This window comes from Hymenobacter montanus (genome assembly GCF_014699115.1).
Lineage (GTDB): Bacteria > Bacteroidota > Bacteroidia > Cytophagales > Hymenobacteraceae > Hymenobacter > Hymenobacter montanus.
Window position 1 is genome coordinate 80,456 of record NZ_JACXAD010000009.1, and the last position, 17,843, is coordinate 98,298.

Here is a 17,843-nt window from a genome sequence, read left to right on the forward strand (position 1 = left end):
CCCTAACCTTCCGCTATGGCCCACGATTCGCAGTCGACCAACCGCCTCGTTCAGGAAACCAGCCCTTACCTGCAACAGCACGCCCACAATCCCGTGGATTGGTACCCCTGGGGCCCCGAAGCCCTGGCCCGGGCAAAAGCCGAACAAAAGCCGATCCTCGTTAGCATCGGGTACGCGGCTTGCCATTGGTGCCACGTAATGGAGCGCGAGTCTTTCGAGGACCAGGCGGTGGCGGCGGTGATGAACGCGTACTTCGTGTGCATCAAAGTAGACCGGGAGGAACGGCCCGACGTGGACCAGATCTACATGGATGCCCTGCACGCCATGGGCCTGCAGGGCGGCTGGCCCCTCAACGTGTTTCTCACCCCGGAGGCCAAGCCTTTTTATGGCGGCACGTACTTCCGCAAGGGTTCGTGGGTGAAGCTGCTAGAGAACATTGGCCAGGCCTACGCCGGCGAGCACCGGAGCGAGTTGGAGCAGTCGGCGGAGCGGTTTATGGAGGTAATTGGCACCAGCGAGCTGGCGAAATACGGCGCTCAACAAACGAATAACGCCCCAGTAGTTGCTGACCCAATGCCGACGGCTGGGCCAGCGGGCGTTTCCGACGAGGAATTCAAGCTACTCGTATATAACCTGGGCGTAAAATTCGACCGGGAACGCGGGGGCCTGAACCGAACCCCGAAGTTCCCGATGCCCAGCGTTTGGCGGTTTTTACTGCGGGCTCACGCCATCAGCGGCAGCCGGGCGGTGCTGGACCAAACCGTGCTCACCTTGCGGGAAATGGCCTGGGGCGGCATCTACGACCAGGCCCACGGCGGCTTTGCCCGCTATTCAGTCGACGCGGAGTGGCTGGCGCCGCACTTCGAGAAAATGCTCTATGATAATGGGCAACTGATCAGCCTCTACAGCGAAGCGTTCCAACTGACGCAGGAAGAGCTGTTTCGGGAAGTAGTGTACGACACCATCGAGTTTGTGCGGCTGGAGCTGACCAACGCCGAGGGGGGCTTCTATTCGTCGCTGGATGCGGATAGCGAGGGCGAGGAAGGCAAATTCTACGTCTTCACGAAAGAAGAACTGCGCACTATCCTCGGCGATGAGGAGCCGCTGTTTTCCGATTATTACAACTGCACGGCGCTGGGCAACTGGGAACACGGCCGTAACATTCTGCATCGCCGCCAAACCGACGACGAGTTCGCGGCAGCCCACCAATTAGCCCCCGGGGTAGTACCCGAGCTGGTGGCGGGCTGGAAGCAGAAAATTATGGCCGTGCGCGCCACGCGCGTCCGCCCCGGGCTCGACGACAAAATTCTGACCGGCTGGAATGCCCTGATGCTCCAGGGGCTTACCGACGCCTACCGGGCCTTTGGCGAGCCGGAGTTTTTGGTCATCGCCGAGCGCAATGCCCGTTTCATCCAGACGAACCTGCGGGAGGGGCCGCGGCTCTATCGCACCTGCAAGAACGGCCGGGCCAGCATCCACGGCTTTCTGGAAGACTATGCGCTGGTCATTCAGGCCTACGTGAGCCTTTACGAAGTGACCTTCGCCGAGATCTGGCTGCGCGAGGCCGAAGCGCTGACCGAATACGTACTCAGCAACTTCTTCGACCCTGCGGAAACCCAGTTTTTCTACACCGATCGCAACGCCGAGCCGCTCATTGCCCGCAAGAAAGAGCTCTTCGACAACGTTATTCCCGCCTCGAACTCGGTGATGGCGCACAACCTGCGCCGACTGGGCCGGCACCTCGAAAATACCCGCTACGTGGACCTGGCCGCCGATATGCTGGCGCGGGTACGGCCCCTGGTAGTGAAGGAGCCGCAGCACCTCAGCAACTGGGCCGCGCTGTATGCGGCCCTGCTCCGGCCGGGCGCCGAGGTGGCCATCATCGGGCCGGAAGCGGATTCTTTTCGGGAGGAGCTTAACCGCTCGTTTTTGTTCGATGCGGTTATTGCCGGCACCAGCGAGCCGTCCGAGCTGCCGCTGCTGAAGCTACTGAAGCCTGCCTCGGAGGGGCGCACGAGCATACACGTGTGCCGCAGCCAGGCTTGTCTGGCGCCGGTGTACGAGGTGGCCGCCGCGCAAGCGGCCCTGGCCGCGATTTAGGGTAGCGGGCGCAACGACCGGACCTGGGCTGGTTTCTGGCGTGGTAGCCCGGGTGGGTCCGCTAGTTAGGCCAATGGCCTGGTCCCTTAGCTGCTCTGGCCCTAACCTGCGGCCGGGAGTTCGGTTGGTGCAACCGCTCTGCTATCTTTACTATCCGCCTCTTCGCCGTTTCTGTTTTGAGTCTCGCTCTCGATTTTATTTCTCCCGCTGCTGCCCCGGCAGCCGACCGGGTTACGCTGTTTGCCGACGTTATCCTGCCGTTGCCCCTGCCGCGGCTTTATACCTACCGGGTGCCCTACGAGCTGAACGACAACGTGGTGATTGGCGGACGGGTCATCGTGCAGTTTGGGGCTAAAAGGACGCTGAGCTGCATCGTAGCGGCCGTGCACGAAAGGCCACCGGCGAACTATCAGGCCAAGTACATCCTCGAATTTATCGACGATGCGCCCGTGGTAACCCAGCCGCAGCTCAAGCTATTTCGCTGGATGGCCGATTACTACATGTGCACCCTGGGCGAGGTGATAAACGCGGCCCTGCCTTCGGCGCTGAAGCTCAGCTCGGAGTCGCGGATTCAGCTGCACCCGGGCTTTTCGCGGGAGGAGAATGAATATCCTCTTTCTTCCCAGGAAGAGCTGATCGTGGACGCGCTGGGCACGACCGAGGAAGGCAAGGCTCTGACCTTCACCGAGGTCGGTGAGCTGCTCGGCATTACCTCGTTTCATAAGGTGATCAAGTCTTTGATGCAGAAGGACGTGATCTTTCTGTTTGAGCACACGGCCGACAAGTATTCCCCCAAAGTGGTGAAGAAAGTACGGCTGGCGCACCACTTTATCGCGGAGCCCGCCATTGAGCAGCTGTTCAGCACCCTGGCCAGCAAGCCCAAGCAGCTGGACGTGCTGATGAAGTACTTGCAGCGCGTGCCGGTGTACCAAAACGAGCATGCCAACCAGGGGGGCCTCGAAAAGGCGGCCCTCACCAGCAGCCCGCACCTCTCCGCTTCGGCCGTCAACACGCTTATCAAAAATGGGGTGCTGGAACAGTTTGACGTGATTGTATCGCGCTTTCCGCTGGAGAACGAGCCCACTGCCCAGCTGCACTTCACCCTGACCGAGGCCCAAACCACGGCGCGGGATGAGATTATGGCGCACTTCGCCCGGCACGACATCACCCTGCTGCACGGCGTGACGGGCGCCGGTAAAACCGAGATTTACATCGACCTCATTCGCAAAGCCCTGGAAAGCGGCGGGCAGGTGCTGTACCTGCTGCCCGAGATTGCGCTGACGGCCCAGATTGTGAGCCGGCTGCTGCGCGTATTCGGCTCGCGGCTGGGGGTGTACCACTCCAAGTTCTCCGATAACGAACGGGTCGAGGTCTGGAATGGCGTGCTGTCGGGCCGCTTCCAGGTGGTGGTGGGCGTGCGCTCGGCGGTGTTCTTGCCGTTTGATAGCCTTTCGCTGATTATCGTGGACGAGGAGCACGAGTCGAGCTATAAGCAGTACGACCCGGCGCCGCGCTACAACGCCCGCGAGGTGGCCCTGATGATGGCCAACTTCCAAGGGGCCAAAACCCTGCTCGGCTCCGCTACCCCGGCCGTGGAAACGTATTACCAGGCCCGGCAGGGGCGCTACGGCCTGGTTTCGCTGACCAAGCGCTTTGGCGAGGCGGGCATGCCCGACATCGAGTTGGTCGACACCCGCAAGGCGCGCGAGCGAAAGACCATGCACAACCACTTCAGTGCCGATTTGCTGACCGAGATCGAGCGCAAGCTGGGCGCGCAGGAACAGGTTATTCTGTTCCAGAACCGGCGGGGCTACGCGCCGGTGGTGGCCTGCCAGGACTGCGGGTGGATCCCGAAATGCACCAACTGCGCTGTGAGCCTGAGCTACCACAAACACAGCCACGAGCTGCGCTGCCACTACTGCGGCTACCACGACCCCATGGTGTCCAAGTGCCCCGCCTGCGGCTCGCGGGCCGTAAAAACCCAGGGCTTCGGCACCGAAAAAATCGAGGACGACCTGAAAATCATGCTGCCCCAGGCTAATATTCAGCGCATGGACCTGGATACCACCCGCGCCAAAAACAGCTACCAGCAAATCATTGCCGACTTCGAAAAGCAAACCACCAACGTGCTGGTCGGCACCCAGATGGTGACCAAGGGCCTGGACTTTGCCAATGTGAGCCTGGTGGGCATCATCAATGCCGACAGCATTATTCACTACCCGGACTTCCGGGCCCACGAGCGGGCCTACCAGATGTTTGTGCAGGTGAGCGGCCGCGCGGGGCGCAAGGGCAAGAAAGGCAAGGTCATCATTCAAACGGCCGACCCTACCCAGGTGATTTTCGACAAAGTCATCCGCAACGATTACGTGGAGTTTTACAACTACGAGATCATGCAGCGGCAGGAACACGGCTACCCGCCATTCATGCGCGTTATCAAGCTGACGGTGAAGCACGTGGAGCAAGGCCTGGGGGAGCGGGCCGCCATTCTGCTCACCCAGGAGCTGGTCGAACGCCTGGGCCGGGCCGCCGTGCTGGGCCCCGAGGCGCCCTACATTTTCCGCATTCGTAATTTCTACTTACAGGAAATCACCATCAAGCTCGACCGCGCTCACACGGTGCTAAAGTGGGCCAAAGAGCAAATCTGCGCCGCCATGGACGTAGTGCACGACCACAAAGAATTCAAGCAGGCCCGGCTGGTGGCGGACGTAGACCCGATGTAACCGGCTCGCCCGGCAACGAAAAAGGCCCGCTCATATCGGATGAGCGGGCCTCCTGACTTAAAAACAGAGCTGCGGTATTCTTACAACTCGTTAACCAGCCACAGTACGAGGAACACCAAGCCGATAATGGCGACGATGCTGCCAATTGTGGAGTTGATGAGGCCAACGAGTAAGCCTACGAGTAGCAGGATAAGGCCAATGCGCAGGTTACCATTGATGGAAGATCGGGTGGTAGACGCCGTATTGTCGTGCTGACGTGCGGTCCCGGCCCTGCGCATGAGCTTGTCCATTTTGCGGGTTACTTTAGCCAAAGCCAGGCGCTGTAGCAAATTTGGCTTGGGAGCAGCCGTGGCGCTTGTAGTGGCAGCCGGCGCGTCAGTGGCTTCAGCAGTCCGCACCTCCGGCAGATTCTTGATTTTTTTGGCCGCGGCGGGCGCAGAAGCTACTACCGACGCCGACTCTTCTCCGATTTTATCCGTTGCTTCGGCCGCGGGCGCGTCGGCTACCGGTCTGGCTGGCGCGGGCGTAAGGGCGGGGGCCGGCGCGGAAGCAGGCGGCGCCGGGGTCGCCGCCCGGGTAACCCCGTGGTAGGACGCCCCCTTGGGTAGCAGGGCGTATTCGGCGCGGTTACAGCTACCCAGCGTCAGAGTACAGGCGGCTACGGCCAACAGCTTGGCAAAAGAAGAGGAAGTATTTTTCATGAATCAATGAAAATAAAGGGAAGGGAAATGCTTGTTCTACGGTCAAAACTACAAATGGGCAATTTTTATTGAGGCATTTCGTATTCAAAAAGCTACTTGTTGCCGGTGCCCAGGACGGTTTGCTCGCCCAGGCTGGCCTTACTTTCCGGCTGAACGCCCTGGCCCTTATTCCTGTTGACCTGACAAACATGCTTACTTGCAATTAGTATGAAGTATCATTTTTCAACCTGGCGGCGGGCGTTGCAGGGAGCAGGAGCCAGCGCGGGCATCGGCCTGGTCGCGTTTGCCTGCACCCAATTGCCCGCCGAAACCCGTCCCCCGGCTAGCACTGCCGGGCGCCTGCAGGCCGCGGTAATGGCCGATACCAGCGGCTACGTGCTGGCTCCGCCGCGCGACCCCAACGGCATTGGCCTGTATTATTTCGACCGCCAGATTGCCCACGTTATGGGCCACGAAGGGGCCACCTGGCTCGAACGAAGCAGCCGCCAGCAAGAAGAAAGAACCGACCTGTTGCTGAAGGAGCTGAATTTGAAGCCCACCGATGTGGTGGCCGATATTGGGGCGGGAACGGGCTTCTTCTCGTTTCAGCTGGCCAAGCGAGTCCCCAAGGGGCAGGTGCTGGCAGTCGACATTCAGCCGGAGATGCTCGCTGCCCTGCAAGCCAATAAGCGCAAATTCAAGGCCTCCAACGTGCGTCCCGTACTCGGCACCACTACCAGCCCGGCCCTGCCCGCCGACAGCGTCGATTTGGTGCTTATTGTGGATGCCTACCACGAGTTCGACCACCCGCGGGAAATGGGCCGGTCTATTCGGCGGGCCCTGCGCCCGGGCACCGGCCGTTTGGCACTGGTGGAATACCGCGCCGAAGACCCCAATGTGCCCATTAAGCGCATCCACAAAATGAGCGTGGAGCAAGCACGTAAGGAGATGGCCGCCGTAGGGCTGGAATTTGTGCAGAACGTGGAGACGCTGCCCCAGCAGCACTTGCTGCTATTTCGGCGCCCCAGGTAAGTGGCTATGCCGGTTCGGCCCGACCTTTGCCGGCATGACTGCCTCCAACCCGCGCCAACTCTCCATCCAGGACTTCACTTATCCCCTCCCCCCCGAGTGCATCGCGCCGGAACCTTTGCCCGACCGCGCCGCCAGCCGCCTGCTGGTGAGTAAGCAGGGCACCATCTCTGATAAAGGGTTTCGCGACTTGCCCAGCGAATTGCCGGCGGGTGCCTTGCTGATTTTCAACAACACCCGCGTGGTGCACGCCCGATTGCTGGCCCGACGACCCACGGGTGGGCAGGTTGAGTTGTTTTGCCTGGAGCCCGTAGCCCCCCACCGCAGCCTGGAGCTGGCCTTGCAGCACGCCGGCCAGTGCACCTGGCGCTGCCTGGTCGGCAACGGTCGCCGCTGGAAGGAAGGGCCCGTGACCTTGGCATTTGAGACGGCCGACGGCCAGGCCGCGACCCTGTGGGCCGAGCGGCGGGTGCAGGAAGCGGGTACCGCCTTAATTGATTTCCGCTGGGAGCCGGCCACGCTGCCCTTCGCCGAAGTGCTGCGGGCCGGGGGCCACTTGCCTTTGCCACCCTACCTTGGCCGGCCCGATACGGCTAATGACGCGGTGCGCTACCAAACCGTGTATGCCGCTACCGAGGGCGCCGTAGCCGCGCCCACCGCCGGCCTGCACTTTACCCCCGAGCTGCTGGCCGAGCTGCCGCAGAAAGGTTTCTCCATTGGCCACATTACGCTCCATATAGGAGCGGGCACGTTCCAGCCGGTGAAAGCTGACCGCATGGGCGACCACCCCATGCATACGGAGCCCATTCTGGTAACGGCTCCTTTGCTGCGGCAGCTGCTAGACCACCGGCCCCGCCCCGTGGTGGCGGTGGGCACCACCAGCCTGCGTACGCTCGAAAGCCTGTACTGGCTGGGGGTTACGCTGCTGCAGGCTCAGAATGCGGCAGCCTCGCCCCTCGCTCACCCTACCGGGGAGCTCCTCGTAAATCAGTGGCAGCCCTATGAGCTGGTCGACGTGGCGGCCACCATTAGCCCTGAAGCAGCGCTAACCGCCCTGCTCGCCCACCTGGAAGCAGTCGGCACCGATACCTTGCAGGCTAGTACACAACTACTTATCGCGCCAGGCTACCAGTTCCGGCTGGTCGATGGGCTTATTACCAATTTCCATCAGCCCGAAAGCACCCTGCTTCTGCTGGTGGCGGCCCTGCTGGGCCCCGACTGGCGGGCCGTGTACGACCACGCCCTGGCCAACGGTTACCGCTTTCTGAGCTATGGCGACAGCTCCCTGCTGCTCCCTAGCTCAGCGGTATAGCTGCAATCAGCTTTGCAACAGCGGTTTTCGAAATAACCTGGCTCAGAACCTTTGGGGTTAAAGCGCGTACAAGGCTCCTCTTATACCGCTTTTATTTTCCAATTTCCAACATGAAAAAAGTAACGCTGCTGCTCGCTCTCTCTGGTTTTGCTACCGCCGGCTTCGCCCAGACTACTCCCGCCCCCGCTCAAACCACCACTACCACCGAGGTGAAGGTGCGCGACAACGGCACCGAAAAGGTGGTAACCAAAACCGGTAAAACGAACGTCGGCCAAGCCCTGGACAACACCGCCGATGCTGCCGGTAACGTGGCCAAGAAAGCAGGGCGCGGCATTAAACGCGGCGCTAAAAAAACCGGCGCGGCCGTGAAGCACGGCGCCCAAAAGGTTAGCAGCGAGGTTAAGGAAGGCACGCAAAAAGCCGAGGCTAAAACAGAGTAGAGCTTGGCTTTATTCGGCTCTCCATGCAAAAACCCCGGCCTTGGTCGGGGTTTTTAGTTGCTCTACTCAGCCACGGGCGTTTCTAGGTGGAAGCGGCGCTTACTTAGAGTCTATCCGAGAAATAAGGATGTTGTAGCCAAGCGCGAGAAATCTGGGGTTACCACACCTGACAGCAATCGAATAACCATTCCTTAGCTTGGCGCAACTCCGCCACAATGCGGTTGGGCATTAGCACTACTCGTTACTTGAATTTATTGAGGCCAAGACATTCTGCGTTATGTCTTTGCCGCCTGTCAAGTTAGAATACAATGAGCTAACGCTATAAATTGGTCCCCAAGGTATGCCCCACCAGCCCAAAAAGAAGGTTATTAAAGTAAAGCCAATACTATACTTTAGCGTTGACTCTCCTGCTTTAATAAAGTAAACATCACTCCCACGCTTGAAAGTCATTATTATAATTGAAATACAATATTGGAAAACAACAAACTTTGCCCCATTACTTAACTCTCTATTAAGGTCAGCAACTGAAAGTCCTTCAAGGTTTTTTATTTTAGCCATTTTGCGTTTTAAAAAAATTTATCCTAGTGGTTTGGCTTTTCAGTGTCGCCTTATTCTTGGAGTGGTAACCGGCTTTTACTTTTTTATTGGCATTTAGTGCGACCAATAGGTGTCAAGCTCAGTCGTCAAGGGTCAAATTATTATATTAAGCACCTCATCGTTATCCTGCCAACTGATGTTGTCGAGCGCTTTTATTCGCTACTCTTCGTTTTCAAAATTACAACTATTTTTTGCATTACTCCTTAGTGTTGCCGGACTTTTCCCGCAATTGGTAGAGAACGCTCTCGGCCACGCCTTTGCCAAACAAGCTCATTCCGGCATTGAAAACCACCAGGGCAGCAGTACCGGCCGCTACCCACTGTTTGGCCGGCACGCGCTGCTGCATGAGGCTACCAGCCCATTGAACCATGCAGGCCCCGGCGCCGATGGTAACCAGACCCAAGGGAGCAAACAGCAGCCATTTCTTTTTGTGTGTCATCGCTGAAATAATGAAAACGATATCAAGGGGTTAATGAAGCGGCAACGGGCGCACTGCAGGCAGTGGCCTGGTTTCCCGGCGTACCTTTCGCCTTTCGTCCTTACGCACCAAAATGGGCCTTGTTGCGGGCTCCCGGCCCGCTTTAGCTTATGACACCCTACGAGCAGTTGCTGCACCTTGCCTTCAGCGCCCCCAACGACGCGAAATATTACCTCACCCCCACCACCCTGCGGGCCTACGACCAGCTGCAAGCGGCCCGGCCGGCCGAGCGCCCCTTCCGGTTCGAGCAAGTACGCCTAGGCGTAGCCATGAGCCTGCTCAAGCTGGTTTCGGAGCTCGGCGACCATGCCGAGAGCCGGCAAGTGCTCGACGTGCTGCATCGGGCGCTGAGCACTGCCCGCTCCCCGGAAGACATTGACCGCATCGTGGGCGGCGAAGCCCGCTTGTTTGATCGGCTCTACGAAAACCTGTACGTGAACGAGGAAGGCGAAGAGCTGCTCAACCTCTTTGGTCGCACGCTCGACGCCGACACTCCCCGGCTGCTCGAAGAAGTGGCTCAAGAGGGTGTGAACCTGGCCCGTACGCTTGATTTTAGCGCCGATGATGACGAAGACTAAGAGCCTTTTTGAGTGGACTGACAGGCTGGTATTGGCCTGAAAACACCCCGTGGTAGCTGCTTGGGCCGGTTCCGTTCCTGATTATTCACTTTTCATTTTTTCCCATGACCCTTGCCATTTTCGGTTTCATCTTGTTGATGGTCGGCCTGAATGCCGCCCGGTTCTCGGAACGCTTAGCGGGCCTGCGCGGAGGGCTGATCTTCCTGGGCACGGCCTTGCTGCTGCTGGGCGTAGCGGTGAGCACCGTGGTGCAGATTGGCGTGGGCCAGGTAGGCGTGCAGACGCTCTTCGGACAAGTGCAACCCCGGGTGCTAGGGCCCGGCCTGAGCATAGTGAACCCACTGGTCGACATCACCCGCTTCGACACGCGGACTCAGAACTATACCATGTCGGCGACGCATAATGAAGGTCAGCAAACCGGCGACGATGCTATCCGCGTTCTATCAGCTGACGGTCTGGAAGTTGTTATTGACCTCACCGTTCTTTACCACGTGGTGCCGAGCCAGACCCCCAGAATCCTTTCCACCATCGGCGAAGACTATCAGGATAAAATCGTGCGCTCGATTTCGCGCACTCGCATCCGCGACAATGCCGTTTACTACGATGCCGTGGCCCTGTACTCGACCCGGCGCGAAGAGTTTCAAACCCGCATTCTGGCCGCTATCGAGAAAGACTTCAACACCAGCGGCCTGAAGCTTGACCAATTGCTCATCCGCAACATTCAACTGCCCCAGTCGGTCAAGGCCAGCATCGAAAGCAAGATCTCGGCCGAGCAGGATGCCCAGAAGATGCAGTTCGTGCTGCAAAAGGAGAAGCAGGAAGCCGAACGAAAGCGCGTTGAGGCCCAAGGCATTGCCGACTACCAGCGCATCGTGAACACCGAGCTTAGCGACCGCCTGCTGCAGTACGAGAGCATCAAGGCCAACCAAGCCATTGCCACCTCACCCAACGCCAAGGTTATCATCATGGGGGGCGGGCGCGGCAATGGGCCGCAGCTGTTGCTGGGCGATAAGTAAACGGTTTAAGTTCCGATCAGGCCAGCCAGTACATCGCTACCCGCTTCAAAAACCTGGTCGTGAAACACGACGCGCGGCAAAGCATAAGCCGACACGGCAACTGCTATGATAATGCCCACACCGAATCGTTTTGGAGCCGCTTCAAAGCCGAGCTGCGCGACGGCGGTCACTTCTCCAGGCTGTCCGAAGCCAGGCTTTGAAATTAGCCACCATCTTGCCTATTACAACGCCGAACGCTGCCACTCAGTGCTGGGCGACTTCGCCTCCAACCATTTCGAAACCCACTTTCAAACCACGTCCCGACTCTGTCCGGCTTAGCTAGACCACCTCAAATTTCGAGCGTCCAAACTTCCGCCCCTCAAACACACCTTTCCCGCACAATTTAAGTCATGGAGCACATATACAATAACCTGCAGGACTTCTTCCGCTCCATGGGTCTCCCCTTGCAGCAAGATACCGAGCTGACGGTGCACCCCTTGGATGGCCTGCACAGCGACCAGCCTATAGAGGCTCCGCTATTTCGCACCAACTATTATTCCTTTCTCCTGATCCGCTCCGGCAAGAGTACCTACGCCATCAACGGGCACGTGTTCGACCTCGGGCCTTACTCGTTTTATTTCACCAACCCCGGTCATCTGAAATCTTTCAAAATTGAGGTGCCCCTGGAAGGCTACATGCTCACTTTCTCCGAGATGTTTATCCGCCAGTATTTTACCAGCGACTTTTATCAACACTTTCCGTTTCTGATTCACGAGACTACGCCCGTAATGCGCCTGGAACAAGGCGACTTCGCCGGGCTGGAGGTGCTGTTTCAACAAATGGAACAGGAGTATTTGTCGCACTCGCCGTACCGAAACCCGATTCTGGCCAATTACCTCTACATCCTGCTCTACAAAACCAAGAGCTTGCTCGTCACTTACCAGGCCCTGACCATTAAAACCCAAAACCGCGGGGCCGAAATAGCCCGCGATTTCAAAGGTCTGCTGAAAGCCAACTTCAGAAGCTTGTACGAGGGCAAAGCCAGTAAAGTGCTGTCGATAAAGGAATACGCCGATGCCTTACACATGCACCCAAACTATCTGAGCACCGTGGTGAAGGCCGAAACGGGCAAATCGCCCACCGATTGGATACAGGAGCGGACCCTAGCCGAAGCCCAAACGCTGCTCACCAACTCCACCAAGACCATCACCGAAATCACCTTTCAACTGGGTTTTTCGGATACATCGCACTTCGCTAAGTTCTTCAAGCGACACGCGGGCCAGTCGCCGGCCGCATACCGCAAGGCCACTGCGCTTTGACATATACCCAACTTGCTTAGAGGCATACCGAACCGGGGGTGGTTGGAGGGTGCAATTTTGCTTCGTCAATAAGCGGTAACGCGCCGCCTATACCACAGCAAGATTTTTACCCCTTTACCATACCACCATGAAAAAGTTAGGTAGCAACGGCCCCGTAGTATCCGACATCGGCTTAGGCTGCATGGGCATGAGCGACTTTTACGGCACCAAAGCCAGCCGCAACGACGCCGAGAGCGTCGCCACCATCCAAGCCGCCCTTGAGGCGGGCGTGAACTTCCTGAACACGGGGGATTTCTACGGCGTGGGGCACAACGAACTGCTGATTTCCCAGGCTCTGAAAGGCCGCAGTGAACAGCCGGTGATCAGCGTCAAGTTTGGCATCCTGCGTACGCCCACGGGCGGCTTCTCCGGCCTCGACGTGCGCCCGCAGGCGGTCAAGAACTTCGCCGCCTACTCTCTGGCGCGCCTGGGCGTGGAGGCTATCGACATTTACCAGCCGGCCCGCATCGACCCATCCGTCCCGATTGAGGAAACGGTGGGCGCCATTGCCGATCTGATCAAAGAGGGCAAAGTAAAGTACCTGGGCTTGTCGGAAGCTTCGCCCGAACTGCTGCGCCGGGCCCACGCCGTGCACCCCGTAACGGCCGTGGAAGTGGAATACTCGCTGGCCACGCGCGTGATTGAGCGCGAGTTGCTCGCCACGGCGCGCGAACTGGGCGTGGGCGTAGTGGCCTACGGCGTACTGAGCCGAGGCTTGCTTTCCGGCGCCCTGACGGGCGAGTTTGCGCCCACCGATTTCCGCGCGCACGCTCCACGCTTCACCGGCGAAAACTTCGAGGCCAACCGGAAACGCATTGCTATGCTGCAAGCGCTGGCCAATTCCAAAAACTGCTCACCGGCGCAGCTGGCCATTGCCTGGGTTCTGCGGCAGGGCGACGACATCCTGTCCCTGGTGGGTACCACCAAGCGCCACCGCCTGGCCGAAAACCTAGCCGCCACCCAGGTGCACCTGACGCCCTCCGAGGTGGAACAAATCAGCGAAGCCTTCCCAGAAGGCGCTTTCGAAGGCAGCCGCTACGATGCCAACCACATGCAAGTCGTGGTAAACTAAACCGCTGCTTAGGAAAGAGGCCTTGGCAGGCTCGCCAAGGTGTTCTTTTCTTCTCCGCTTAAGTTTTTGTATGAGACTGTTCAGCAAAGTGGCCTTGGTAACGGGCAGTTCCAAGGGCATAGGAAAGGCTATTGCCTTGAAGTTAGCCGCCGAAGGTGCCGACGTAATTATCAATTATTCCAGCAGCCTCGCCGAAGCGCAAGCCGTGGTGGCAGATATCACCACGTTGGGCCGAAAAGCAGTGGCCATTCAGGCTGACATTGCCAAACCCGCTTCCATCGAAAACCTGTTCCAACAGGCGTTAGAAGCCTTTGAAAAAATAGACATTGTGGTAGCTAATGCGGGTTATGAGCTAATCGAAATCCCGTTTATGGAATATACTGAAGAACAATTCGACAAGGCTTTCGATATCAATACAAAAGGCACGTTTTTCACGATGCAACAAGCAACTAAATACATCAGCGAGGGAGGCCGGATTATTGTTATTTCTTCTAATACTACCTTACTCTCCTTGCCGGGGTTCTCTGTGTATGGTGGCAGTAAAATGACGCCCAAATACTTCGTGGAAGTATTGGCGAAAGAGATTGGCAAACGCGGCGTGACCGTCAACAGTGTTATTCCGGGTGTAACAGTTAGCGCCGGCGTATTCACCAACACCTCCACCACCGACCATTACCTCGGCTACATTCAAAGCCAAACGCCACTCAACCGTTTGGGGCAGCCGGGAGATATCGCTCAAGCGGTAGCCTTCCTGGCCAGCAGGGAAGCTTCGTTTATCACGGGGCAGCACTTGGTAGTCGATGGGGGCAATTCTATTTAACGTTTCACCTAAAGAACCTACCACATGAAATGGGCGAAACCAAAATTGCTTACTTGGTTGCTATTGACCGTTGGCACATTTGCCAAATGCCAAAGCAGGAAGAAAGTTATAGTAGTAGGCAATAAGGAATATACGATGAATGCTACGCACAAAAATTTATCGAAAATAGCTAAGAATCCGTTCTTCACGCAATTCACCAAAGAGCAATTAAAATGGCTTGACGCCCATACTGAAGAGTTTGCGGTGGATCAGAACGAAGAAATTCCTTTGGAGGATAATGTTTACTGGATTTTGCTGTACGGAGCCTGGGAGGCACAAGCAGATAAAGGCCCGAAAAAAGCCGCTCGTTCGACCGACGAAAGTGGTAAGTGGTTTGGCAAAATTGATTTCTTGCGAGCAAACCCAGACGTTCGGCTCATCGCCAAGCGAGATTCTTACGTGCTACGAGTTTCGGTAGCGGTGATGGAGCAAATGCAGCAGTTGGGATATCCGGTTCGAGAGCAGCTCGCGGCGGGAATAAGTGAGCATCGCGCCAATTTTCAATAACTCTTTTCTTGGCCCGACCGGAGAGAACAATACCCCTAAAATGAAGACCATGAAACTGCTGCTGATATTTTTTTACCATCCTCATTAGCAGTCAAACTATTCTCGCTCAACCCAAAAAAGCAATGAACGACACGAAATACTCAAACAGCCATGCTGAACTGATGGCCGATTATTTGACGCTATTTTCCACTATGCGGTTTGATGAGTGGACTGCGAAGCTGTGGCATCCGCAGGGCAAATATATTTTGGCCTATCCTTCGAACGGTTTTCCAACTATTATCGCTAACAATCGTGAGCAGTTGTTAAACAGTATGAAGAATATTGGTTCATCGGTATCAAAGATTGATGCCAAAAATTTAACTGTAACCCCAAGTACTGATCAAGATTTATTCTTCGCCACCTACGAAATAGAAATAAAACACAAGAGTGGCGTTTATAAAAATAATATTATGTATAAGATTCGGCTACAAGATAATTTGATTGTCGAACTAACCGAATACTATGACCGAGTAAAGCACGAAGATTTTTTACGCGCAATTGGGTTTCTGAAATAACTAAATTATCAAATCGGTACTATTCATCGACAACTTTGATGCTATAGAGCATCGGGAAGAACACTAAGCACATCCACGTGGAAATGAACAGAGTCGTCTTATCACACGCGTGTCCGGCCACTCCCGAAACGGCTTGGTACCCTTACATCCGGCAGAAACTGACGCAAAAAGGGTTTGAAATGGAGATTCCACAGTTACCCGACCCGGAGCACTCACGGCTACAGTCCTGGCAAAATGCGTTTGCTCCGATAGCGGATGAAGCGCCCGCGAATACGGTGCTGATCGGGCACAGTCTAGGCTGTATCAACGTACTCCGCTACCTGGAGCAGTACGAAGGAGCGGACAAATTCCCGCTGGTGATTCTGGTAGCTCCGCCGGCCTTTGATCTGGGCTACCCAAACTTGGCGGATTTCTTTGCCACGCCGCTTGACTTCAGCGGATTGAAGCAAAAGGCCGAAAAAGTGGTAGTGCTCGTAACGCCCACCGACCGCGTCTTGCAACCCGAGCCTGTGCAGCACGGCTTGAAGTACGTGCAAGAAGCCGGCGCTAAACTTATCGTCTTGGCTGAAGGCGGGCATTTTGCACCTTTCGACAATGTCACGGAGCTGAAGGAGATAGTAGAGGAAATCGGCCTGGCAACTCGGGCAGCAACACTTCAGTAAGGGCCGTTTTTACGATAAAAGCTACGGTGCTTTTTGGTTAAGTTAGGCTGTGGCAAATTCGCCAATAAGCGTAGTTAGTACGACGGATTCTGCATCAGCGTGGGGTTCACGTTGGTTTCGCGTTGCGGGATGGGCAACACTAAGCGGGGGCGGCTGGCCATTACTTCCCAAACCGCGGGGCGAGTACCAATTGGGGGCTGATAGGGCGCAATTATCGGAGATTAGTGCGGCGGATGTCATGGATGTAGCAGCCCTCAAAAGCAAGCTCCAATTGACGCCCGTTGAGGACGTCATCCAGCGTAAGGGAAGTGAGCAGAGAGGGGCTTAGCGACCGGCTGCTGCAGTACGAGAGCATCAAGCCTAACCAAGCCATCGCCACCTCGCCCAACGCCAAGGTCATCATCATGGGGTGCGCGGCAACGGGCCGCAGCTGTTACTGGGCGATAAGTAGCTGACTAACAACCTACATAGTGCATAAAAAACGCCTGACAACTGTTGCCAGGCGTTTTTTATGCACCAGGGATTAGAATTACTGGCTCTACAAATAGCCCGGATTCTGCACCAGATTGGGGTTCACATCGCGCTCGCGCTGCGGAATGGGCAGTACCAACCTCGGTGAATTGTAGGGCAACGATCCGACGTTCTCTTTCAGCCGCTTGGCGTCGTGGATCCGAAAGCCTTCGAAGGCCAGCTCCAAACGCCGTTCAGCCAGAACATTGGTCAGGTTTACTGTGGTGAGGGCGGGAGCACCGGCTCGGTTACGCACGGTATTCACATCGCTCAGGGGCGTAGCACCCTCCTCAGTTTCCAGCCGAGCGTTGCACTCGGCGCGAATAAGGTGCATCTCGGCTGAACGAATGACCTTGATGTTGCCGTATTGCTGCTCGTATTTCAGCGTGTAGGTTTTGTCTTTAAAAAGTTTCCCCCGCTCGTCATTCGCGTCGTATACCTTAATAAAGCTGGTGTCGACTTCGATGTCGCCCCGCTGGGAGCTTGAATAATACGTGTTCAAATCGTTGAGCCCATCCTGAGCAGTGATTTGAATGGCAAATATGTCTTCGGAAGTGTTAGTCGTCGTGGCAAACTCATCCTTGAAAGAGGGTACCAGCGGATAACGGTTGCCCGCAAGGGCGTCGGAGGCGGCATCACGGGCTTCGGCGTAGCGGCCCTGCTGCAGGTAAACCCGCGCCAGCATAGCCGAGGCCGCCCCTTTAGTTGCAAAAAAACCGTTGCTGGCCGGAAGCTTGGCTTTAGCAATGGTAAGATCCGAAAGGACTTGAGCGTACACTTCCGATACCGTATTGCGGCTTACCTGCGAAGCGGCATCGATCCGGACCGTTGGTGCGAACACCAGCGGCACTCCCAGATTGGTTTGGGGGTTCCCATCGGACCAATCGCGGCCAAACAGGCGCACCAGCTCAAAATACAAGGCTGCGCGGATAAACCGGGCCTCCCCCTCTACCCGGTCTTTGCGCACGGCCACCACCTTGTCGAGGTTAGCTAACACGTTATTGGTCGTGTTGATAGCCTGATAGGAATCCGTCCAGGTACCTGCCGAGAATGTATTATTTACCAGCGTCGTTTTCTGGATAAATTCCCGGGGCTGAACAGCCGTACCAACGAAGGCAATTTCCCCGTTAGCCCCCAGTAGGTCAGCAATAAACTGAATGTAGCCGCCGTACACCCGGTTACCACTCATGAGGCTGTAAGAGCCAATCAGGGCCGCCTCCACGTCGGCCGAAGTCAGCAAGGCTTTCTCCGTCAGCACATAGTCCACTGGCTCGACATCGAGCTTGCTGTTGCAGCCAGCCAATGGACCAGCGGCCAGCACCACCGCGAGTGCCAGGTATTGCAATGTTTTTTTCATGATAGTAGAATCGATGGGAAGTAAAAACCAACCGG

Annotated in this window: 18 protein-coding genes; 14 read left to right on the forward strand and 4 right to left on the reverse strand. The window is 56.7% G+C overall.

Going from position 1 to position 17,843, the window contains the following annotated elements:
- Positions 1 to 15 precede the first annotated feature (15 nt).
- Entirely contained in the window at positions 16 to 2,100 is a 2,085-nt protein-coding gene (locus IC235_RS09820) for a thioredoxin domain-containing protein (RefSeq protein ID WP_191004999.1), read from the forward strand.
- A 176-nt stretch (positions 2,101 to 2,276) separates the two neighbouring features.
- The gene (gene priA / locus IC235_RS09825; RefSeq protein ID WP_191005000.1) at positions 2,277 to 4,820 is read left to right on the forward strand and encodes a replication restart helicase PriA; all 2,544 of its coding nucleotides are present in this window, start codon (positions 2,277 to 2,279) and stop codon (positions 4,818 to 4,820) included.
- A gap of 80 nt (positions 4,821 to 4,900) precedes the next feature.
- Here the strand turns inward: priA and IC235_RS09830 are convergent, their stop codons facing one another.
- Complete coding sequence (locus IC235_RS09830) at positions 4,901 to 5,521, reverse strand: hypothetical protein (RefSeq protein WP_191005001.1); 621 nt, start codon at positions 5,519 to 5,521, stop codon at positions 4,901 to 4,903.
- A 207-nt stretch (positions 5,522 to 5,728) separates the two neighbouring features.
- On the opposite strand from IC235_RS09830, the gene IC235_RS09835 reads away from it, so the two are divergent.
- The 3 genes from IC235_RS09835 to IC235_RS09845 all read left to right on the forward strand — a co-directional run bounded on the left by IC235_RS09835 (position 5,729) and on the right by IC235_RS09845 (position 8,281).
- On the forward strand, positions 5,729 to 6,532 hold the full coding sequence (locus IC235_RS09835) for a class I SAM-dependent methyltransferase (RefSeq protein WP_223847187.1): 804 nt from the start codon (positions 5,729 to 5,731) through the stop codon (positions 6,530 to 6,532).
- A gap of 34 nt (positions 6,533 to 6,566) precedes the next feature.
- Positions 6,567 to 7,841, forward strand: coding sequence for an S-adenosylmethionine:tRNA ribosyltransferase-isomerase (locus tag IC235_RS09840; protein WP_191005002.1), 1,275 nt, complete (start codon positions 6,567 to 6,569; stop codon positions 7,839 to 7,841).
- A 110-nt stretch (positions 7,842 to 7,951) separates the two neighbouring features.
- Complete coding sequence (locus tag IC235_RS09845; RefSeq protein ID WP_191005003.1) at positions 7,952 to 8,281, forward strand: hypothetical protein; 330 nt, start codon at positions 7,952 to 7,954, stop codon at positions 8,279 to 8,281.
- A gap of 234 nt (positions 8,282 to 8,515) precedes the next feature.
- Here IC235_RS09845 and IC235_RS09850 read toward each other — a convergent pair whose 3' ends face one another.
- Together IC235_RS09850 and IC235_RS09855 are read right to left on the reverse strand one after the other, a co-directional pair.
- Positions 8,516 to 8,839: a hypothetical protein gene (locus IC235_RS09850; protein WP_191005004.1), complete on the reverse strand. Its 324-nt coding sequence runs from the start codon at positions 8,837 to 8,839 to the stop codon at positions 8,516 to 8,518.
- A gap of 235 nt (positions 8,840 to 9,074) precedes the next feature.
- Positions 9,075 to 9,317, reverse strand: a complete 243-nt coding sequence (locus IC235_RS09855; RefSeq protein ID WP_191005005.1) for a hypothetical protein — start codon at positions 9,315 to 9,317, stop codon at positions 9,075 to 9,077.
- A gap of 149 nt (positions 9,318 to 9,466) precedes the next feature.
- On the opposite strand from IC235_RS09855, the gene IC235_RS09860 reads away from it, so the two are divergent.
- From IC235_RS09860 to IC235_RS09905, 9 genes are all read left to right on the forward strand, one after another.
- The gene (locus IC235_RS09860; protein ID WP_191005006.1) at positions 9,467 to 9,934 is read left to right on the forward strand and encodes a hypothetical protein; all 468 of its coding nucleotides are present in this window, start codon (positions 9,467 to 9,469) and stop codon (positions 9,932 to 9,934) included.
- 104 nt (positions 9,935 to 10,038) lie between these two features.
- Positions 10,039 to 10,950 carry a prohibitin family protein gene (locus IC235_RS09865; protein WP_191005007.1) on the forward strand — a complete coding sequence of 304 codons (912 nt, stop codon included), beginning with the start codon at positions 10,039 to 10,041 and terminating at the stop codon, positions 10,948 to 10,950.
- A 389-nt stretch (positions 10,951 to 11,339) separates the two neighbouring features.
- Positions 11,340 to 12,248 carry a helix-turn-helix domain-containing protein gene (locus IC235_RS09875; protein ID WP_191005009.1) on the forward strand — a complete coding sequence of 303 codons (909 nt, stop codon included), beginning with the start codon at positions 11,340 to 11,342 and terminating at the stop codon, positions 12,246 to 12,248.
- 127 nt (positions 12,249 to 12,375) lie between these two features.
- The gene (locus IC235_RS09880; protein WP_191005010.1) at positions 12,376 to 13,359 is read left to right on the forward strand and encodes an aldo/keto reductase; all 984 of its coding nucleotides are present in this window, start codon (positions 12,376 to 12,378) and stop codon (positions 13,357 to 13,359) included.
- Between the two features lie 70 nt (positions 13,360 to 13,429).
- Positions 13,430 to 14,179, forward strand: a complete 750-nt coding sequence (locus IC235_RS09885; RefSeq protein ID WP_191005011.1) for an SDR family NAD(P)-dependent oxidoreductase — start codon at positions 13,430 to 13,432, stop codon at positions 14,177 to 14,179.
- 24 nt (positions 14,180 to 14,203) lie between these two features.
- On the forward strand, positions 14,204 to 14,725 hold the full coding sequence (locus IC235_RS09890; protein ID WP_191005012.1) for a hypothetical protein: 522 nt from the start codon (positions 14,204 to 14,206) through the stop codon (positions 14,723 to 14,725).
- Between the two features lie 122 nt (positions 14,726 to 14,847).
- Positions 14,848 to 15,279 (forward strand): nuclear transport factor 2-like protein, encoded by a 432-nt coding sequence (locus IC235_RS09895; RefSeq protein ID WP_191005013.1) that lies wholly within the window; start codon positions 14,848 to 14,850, stop codon positions 15,277 to 15,279.
- An 83-nt stretch (positions 15,280 to 15,362) separates the two neighbouring features.
- A complete protein-coding gene (locus IC235_RS09900) occupies positions 15,363 to 15,941 on the forward strand; it encodes an RBBP9/YdeN family alpha/beta hydrolase (protein ID WP_191005014.1) in 579 nt (192 codons plus the stop codon).
- A 281-nt stretch (positions 15,942 to 16,222) separates the two neighbouring features.
- Positions 16,223 to 16,396: a hypothetical protein gene (locus IC235_RS09905; RefSeq protein WP_191005015.1), complete on the forward strand. Its 174-nt coding sequence runs from the start codon at positions 16,223 to 16,225 to the stop codon at positions 16,394 to 16,396.
- An 83-nt stretch (positions 16,397 to 16,479) separates the two neighbouring features.
- Here IC235_RS09905 and IC235_RS09910 read toward each other — a convergent pair whose 3' ends face one another.
- Positions 16,480 to 17,808, reverse strand: coding sequence for a RagB/SusD family nutrient uptake outer membrane protein (locus tag IC235_RS09910; protein ID WP_191005016.1), 1,329 nt, complete (start codon positions 17,806 to 17,808; stop codon positions 16,480 to 16,482).
- Positions 17,809 to 17,843 lie beyond the last annotated feature (35 nt).

Coding starts and splice junctions, on each gene's coding strand:
- IC235_RS09820 (WP_191004999.1), top strand. CDS start 16: ATGGCCCACGATTCGCAGTCGACCAACCGCCTCGTTCAGGAAACCAGC.
- IC235_RS09830 (WP_191005001.1), bottom strand. CDS start 5,521: ATGAAAAATACTTCCTCTTCTTTTGCCAAGCTGTTGGCCGTAGCCGCC.
- IC235_RS09835 (WP_223847187.1), top strand. CDS start 5,729: ATGAAGTATCATTTTTCAACCTGGCGGCGGGCGTTGCAGGGAGCAGGA.
- IC235_RS09840 (WP_191005002.1), top strand. CDS start 6,567: ATGACTGCCTCCAACCCGCGCCAACTCTCCATCCAGGACTTCACTTAT.
- IC235_RS09845 (WP_191005003.1), top strand. CDS start 7,952: ATGAAAAAAGTAACGCTGCTGCTCGCTCTCTCTGGTTTTGCTACCGCC.
- IC235_RS09850 (WP_191005004.1), bottom strand. CDS start 8,839: ATGGCTAAAATAAAAAACCTTGAAGGACTTTCAGTTGCTGACCTTAAT.
- IC235_RS09855 (WP_191005005.1), bottom strand. CDS start 9,317: ATGACACACAAAAAGAAATGGCTGCTGTTTGCTCCCTTGGGTCTGGTT.
- IC235_RS09860 (WP_191005006.1), top strand. CDS start 9,467: ATGACACCCTACGAGCAGTTGCTGCACCTTGCCTTCAGCGCCCCCAAC.
- IC235_RS09865 (WP_191005007.1), top strand. CDS start 10,039: ATGACCCTTGCCATTTTCGGTTTCATCTTGTTGATGGTCGGCCTGAAT.
- IC235_RS09875 (WP_191005009.1), top strand. CDS start 11,340: ATGGAGCACATATACAATAACCTGCAGGACTTCTTCCGCTCCATGGGT.
- IC235_RS09880 (WP_191005010.1), top strand. CDS start 12,376: ATGAAAAAGTTAGGTAGCAACGGCCCCGTAGTATCCGACATCGGCTTA.
- IC235_RS09885 (WP_191005011.1), top strand. CDS start 13,430: ATGAGACTGTTCAGCAAAGTGGCCTTGGTAACGGGCAGTTCCAAGGGC.
- IC235_RS09890 (WP_191005012.1), top strand. CDS start 14,204: ATGAAATGGGCGAAACCAAAATTGCTTACTTGGTTGCTATTGACCGTT.
- IC235_RS09895 (WP_191005013.1), top strand. CDS start 14,848: ATGAACGACACGAAATACTCAAACAGCCATGCTGAACTGATGGCCGAT.
- IC235_RS09900 (WP_191005014.1), top strand. CDS start 15,363: ATGAACAGAGTCGTCTTATCACACGCGTGTCCGGCCACTCCCGAAACG.
- IC235_RS09910 (WP_191005016.1), bottom strand. CDS start 17,808: ATGAAAAAAACATTGCAATACCTGGCACTCGCGGTGGTGCTGGCCGCT.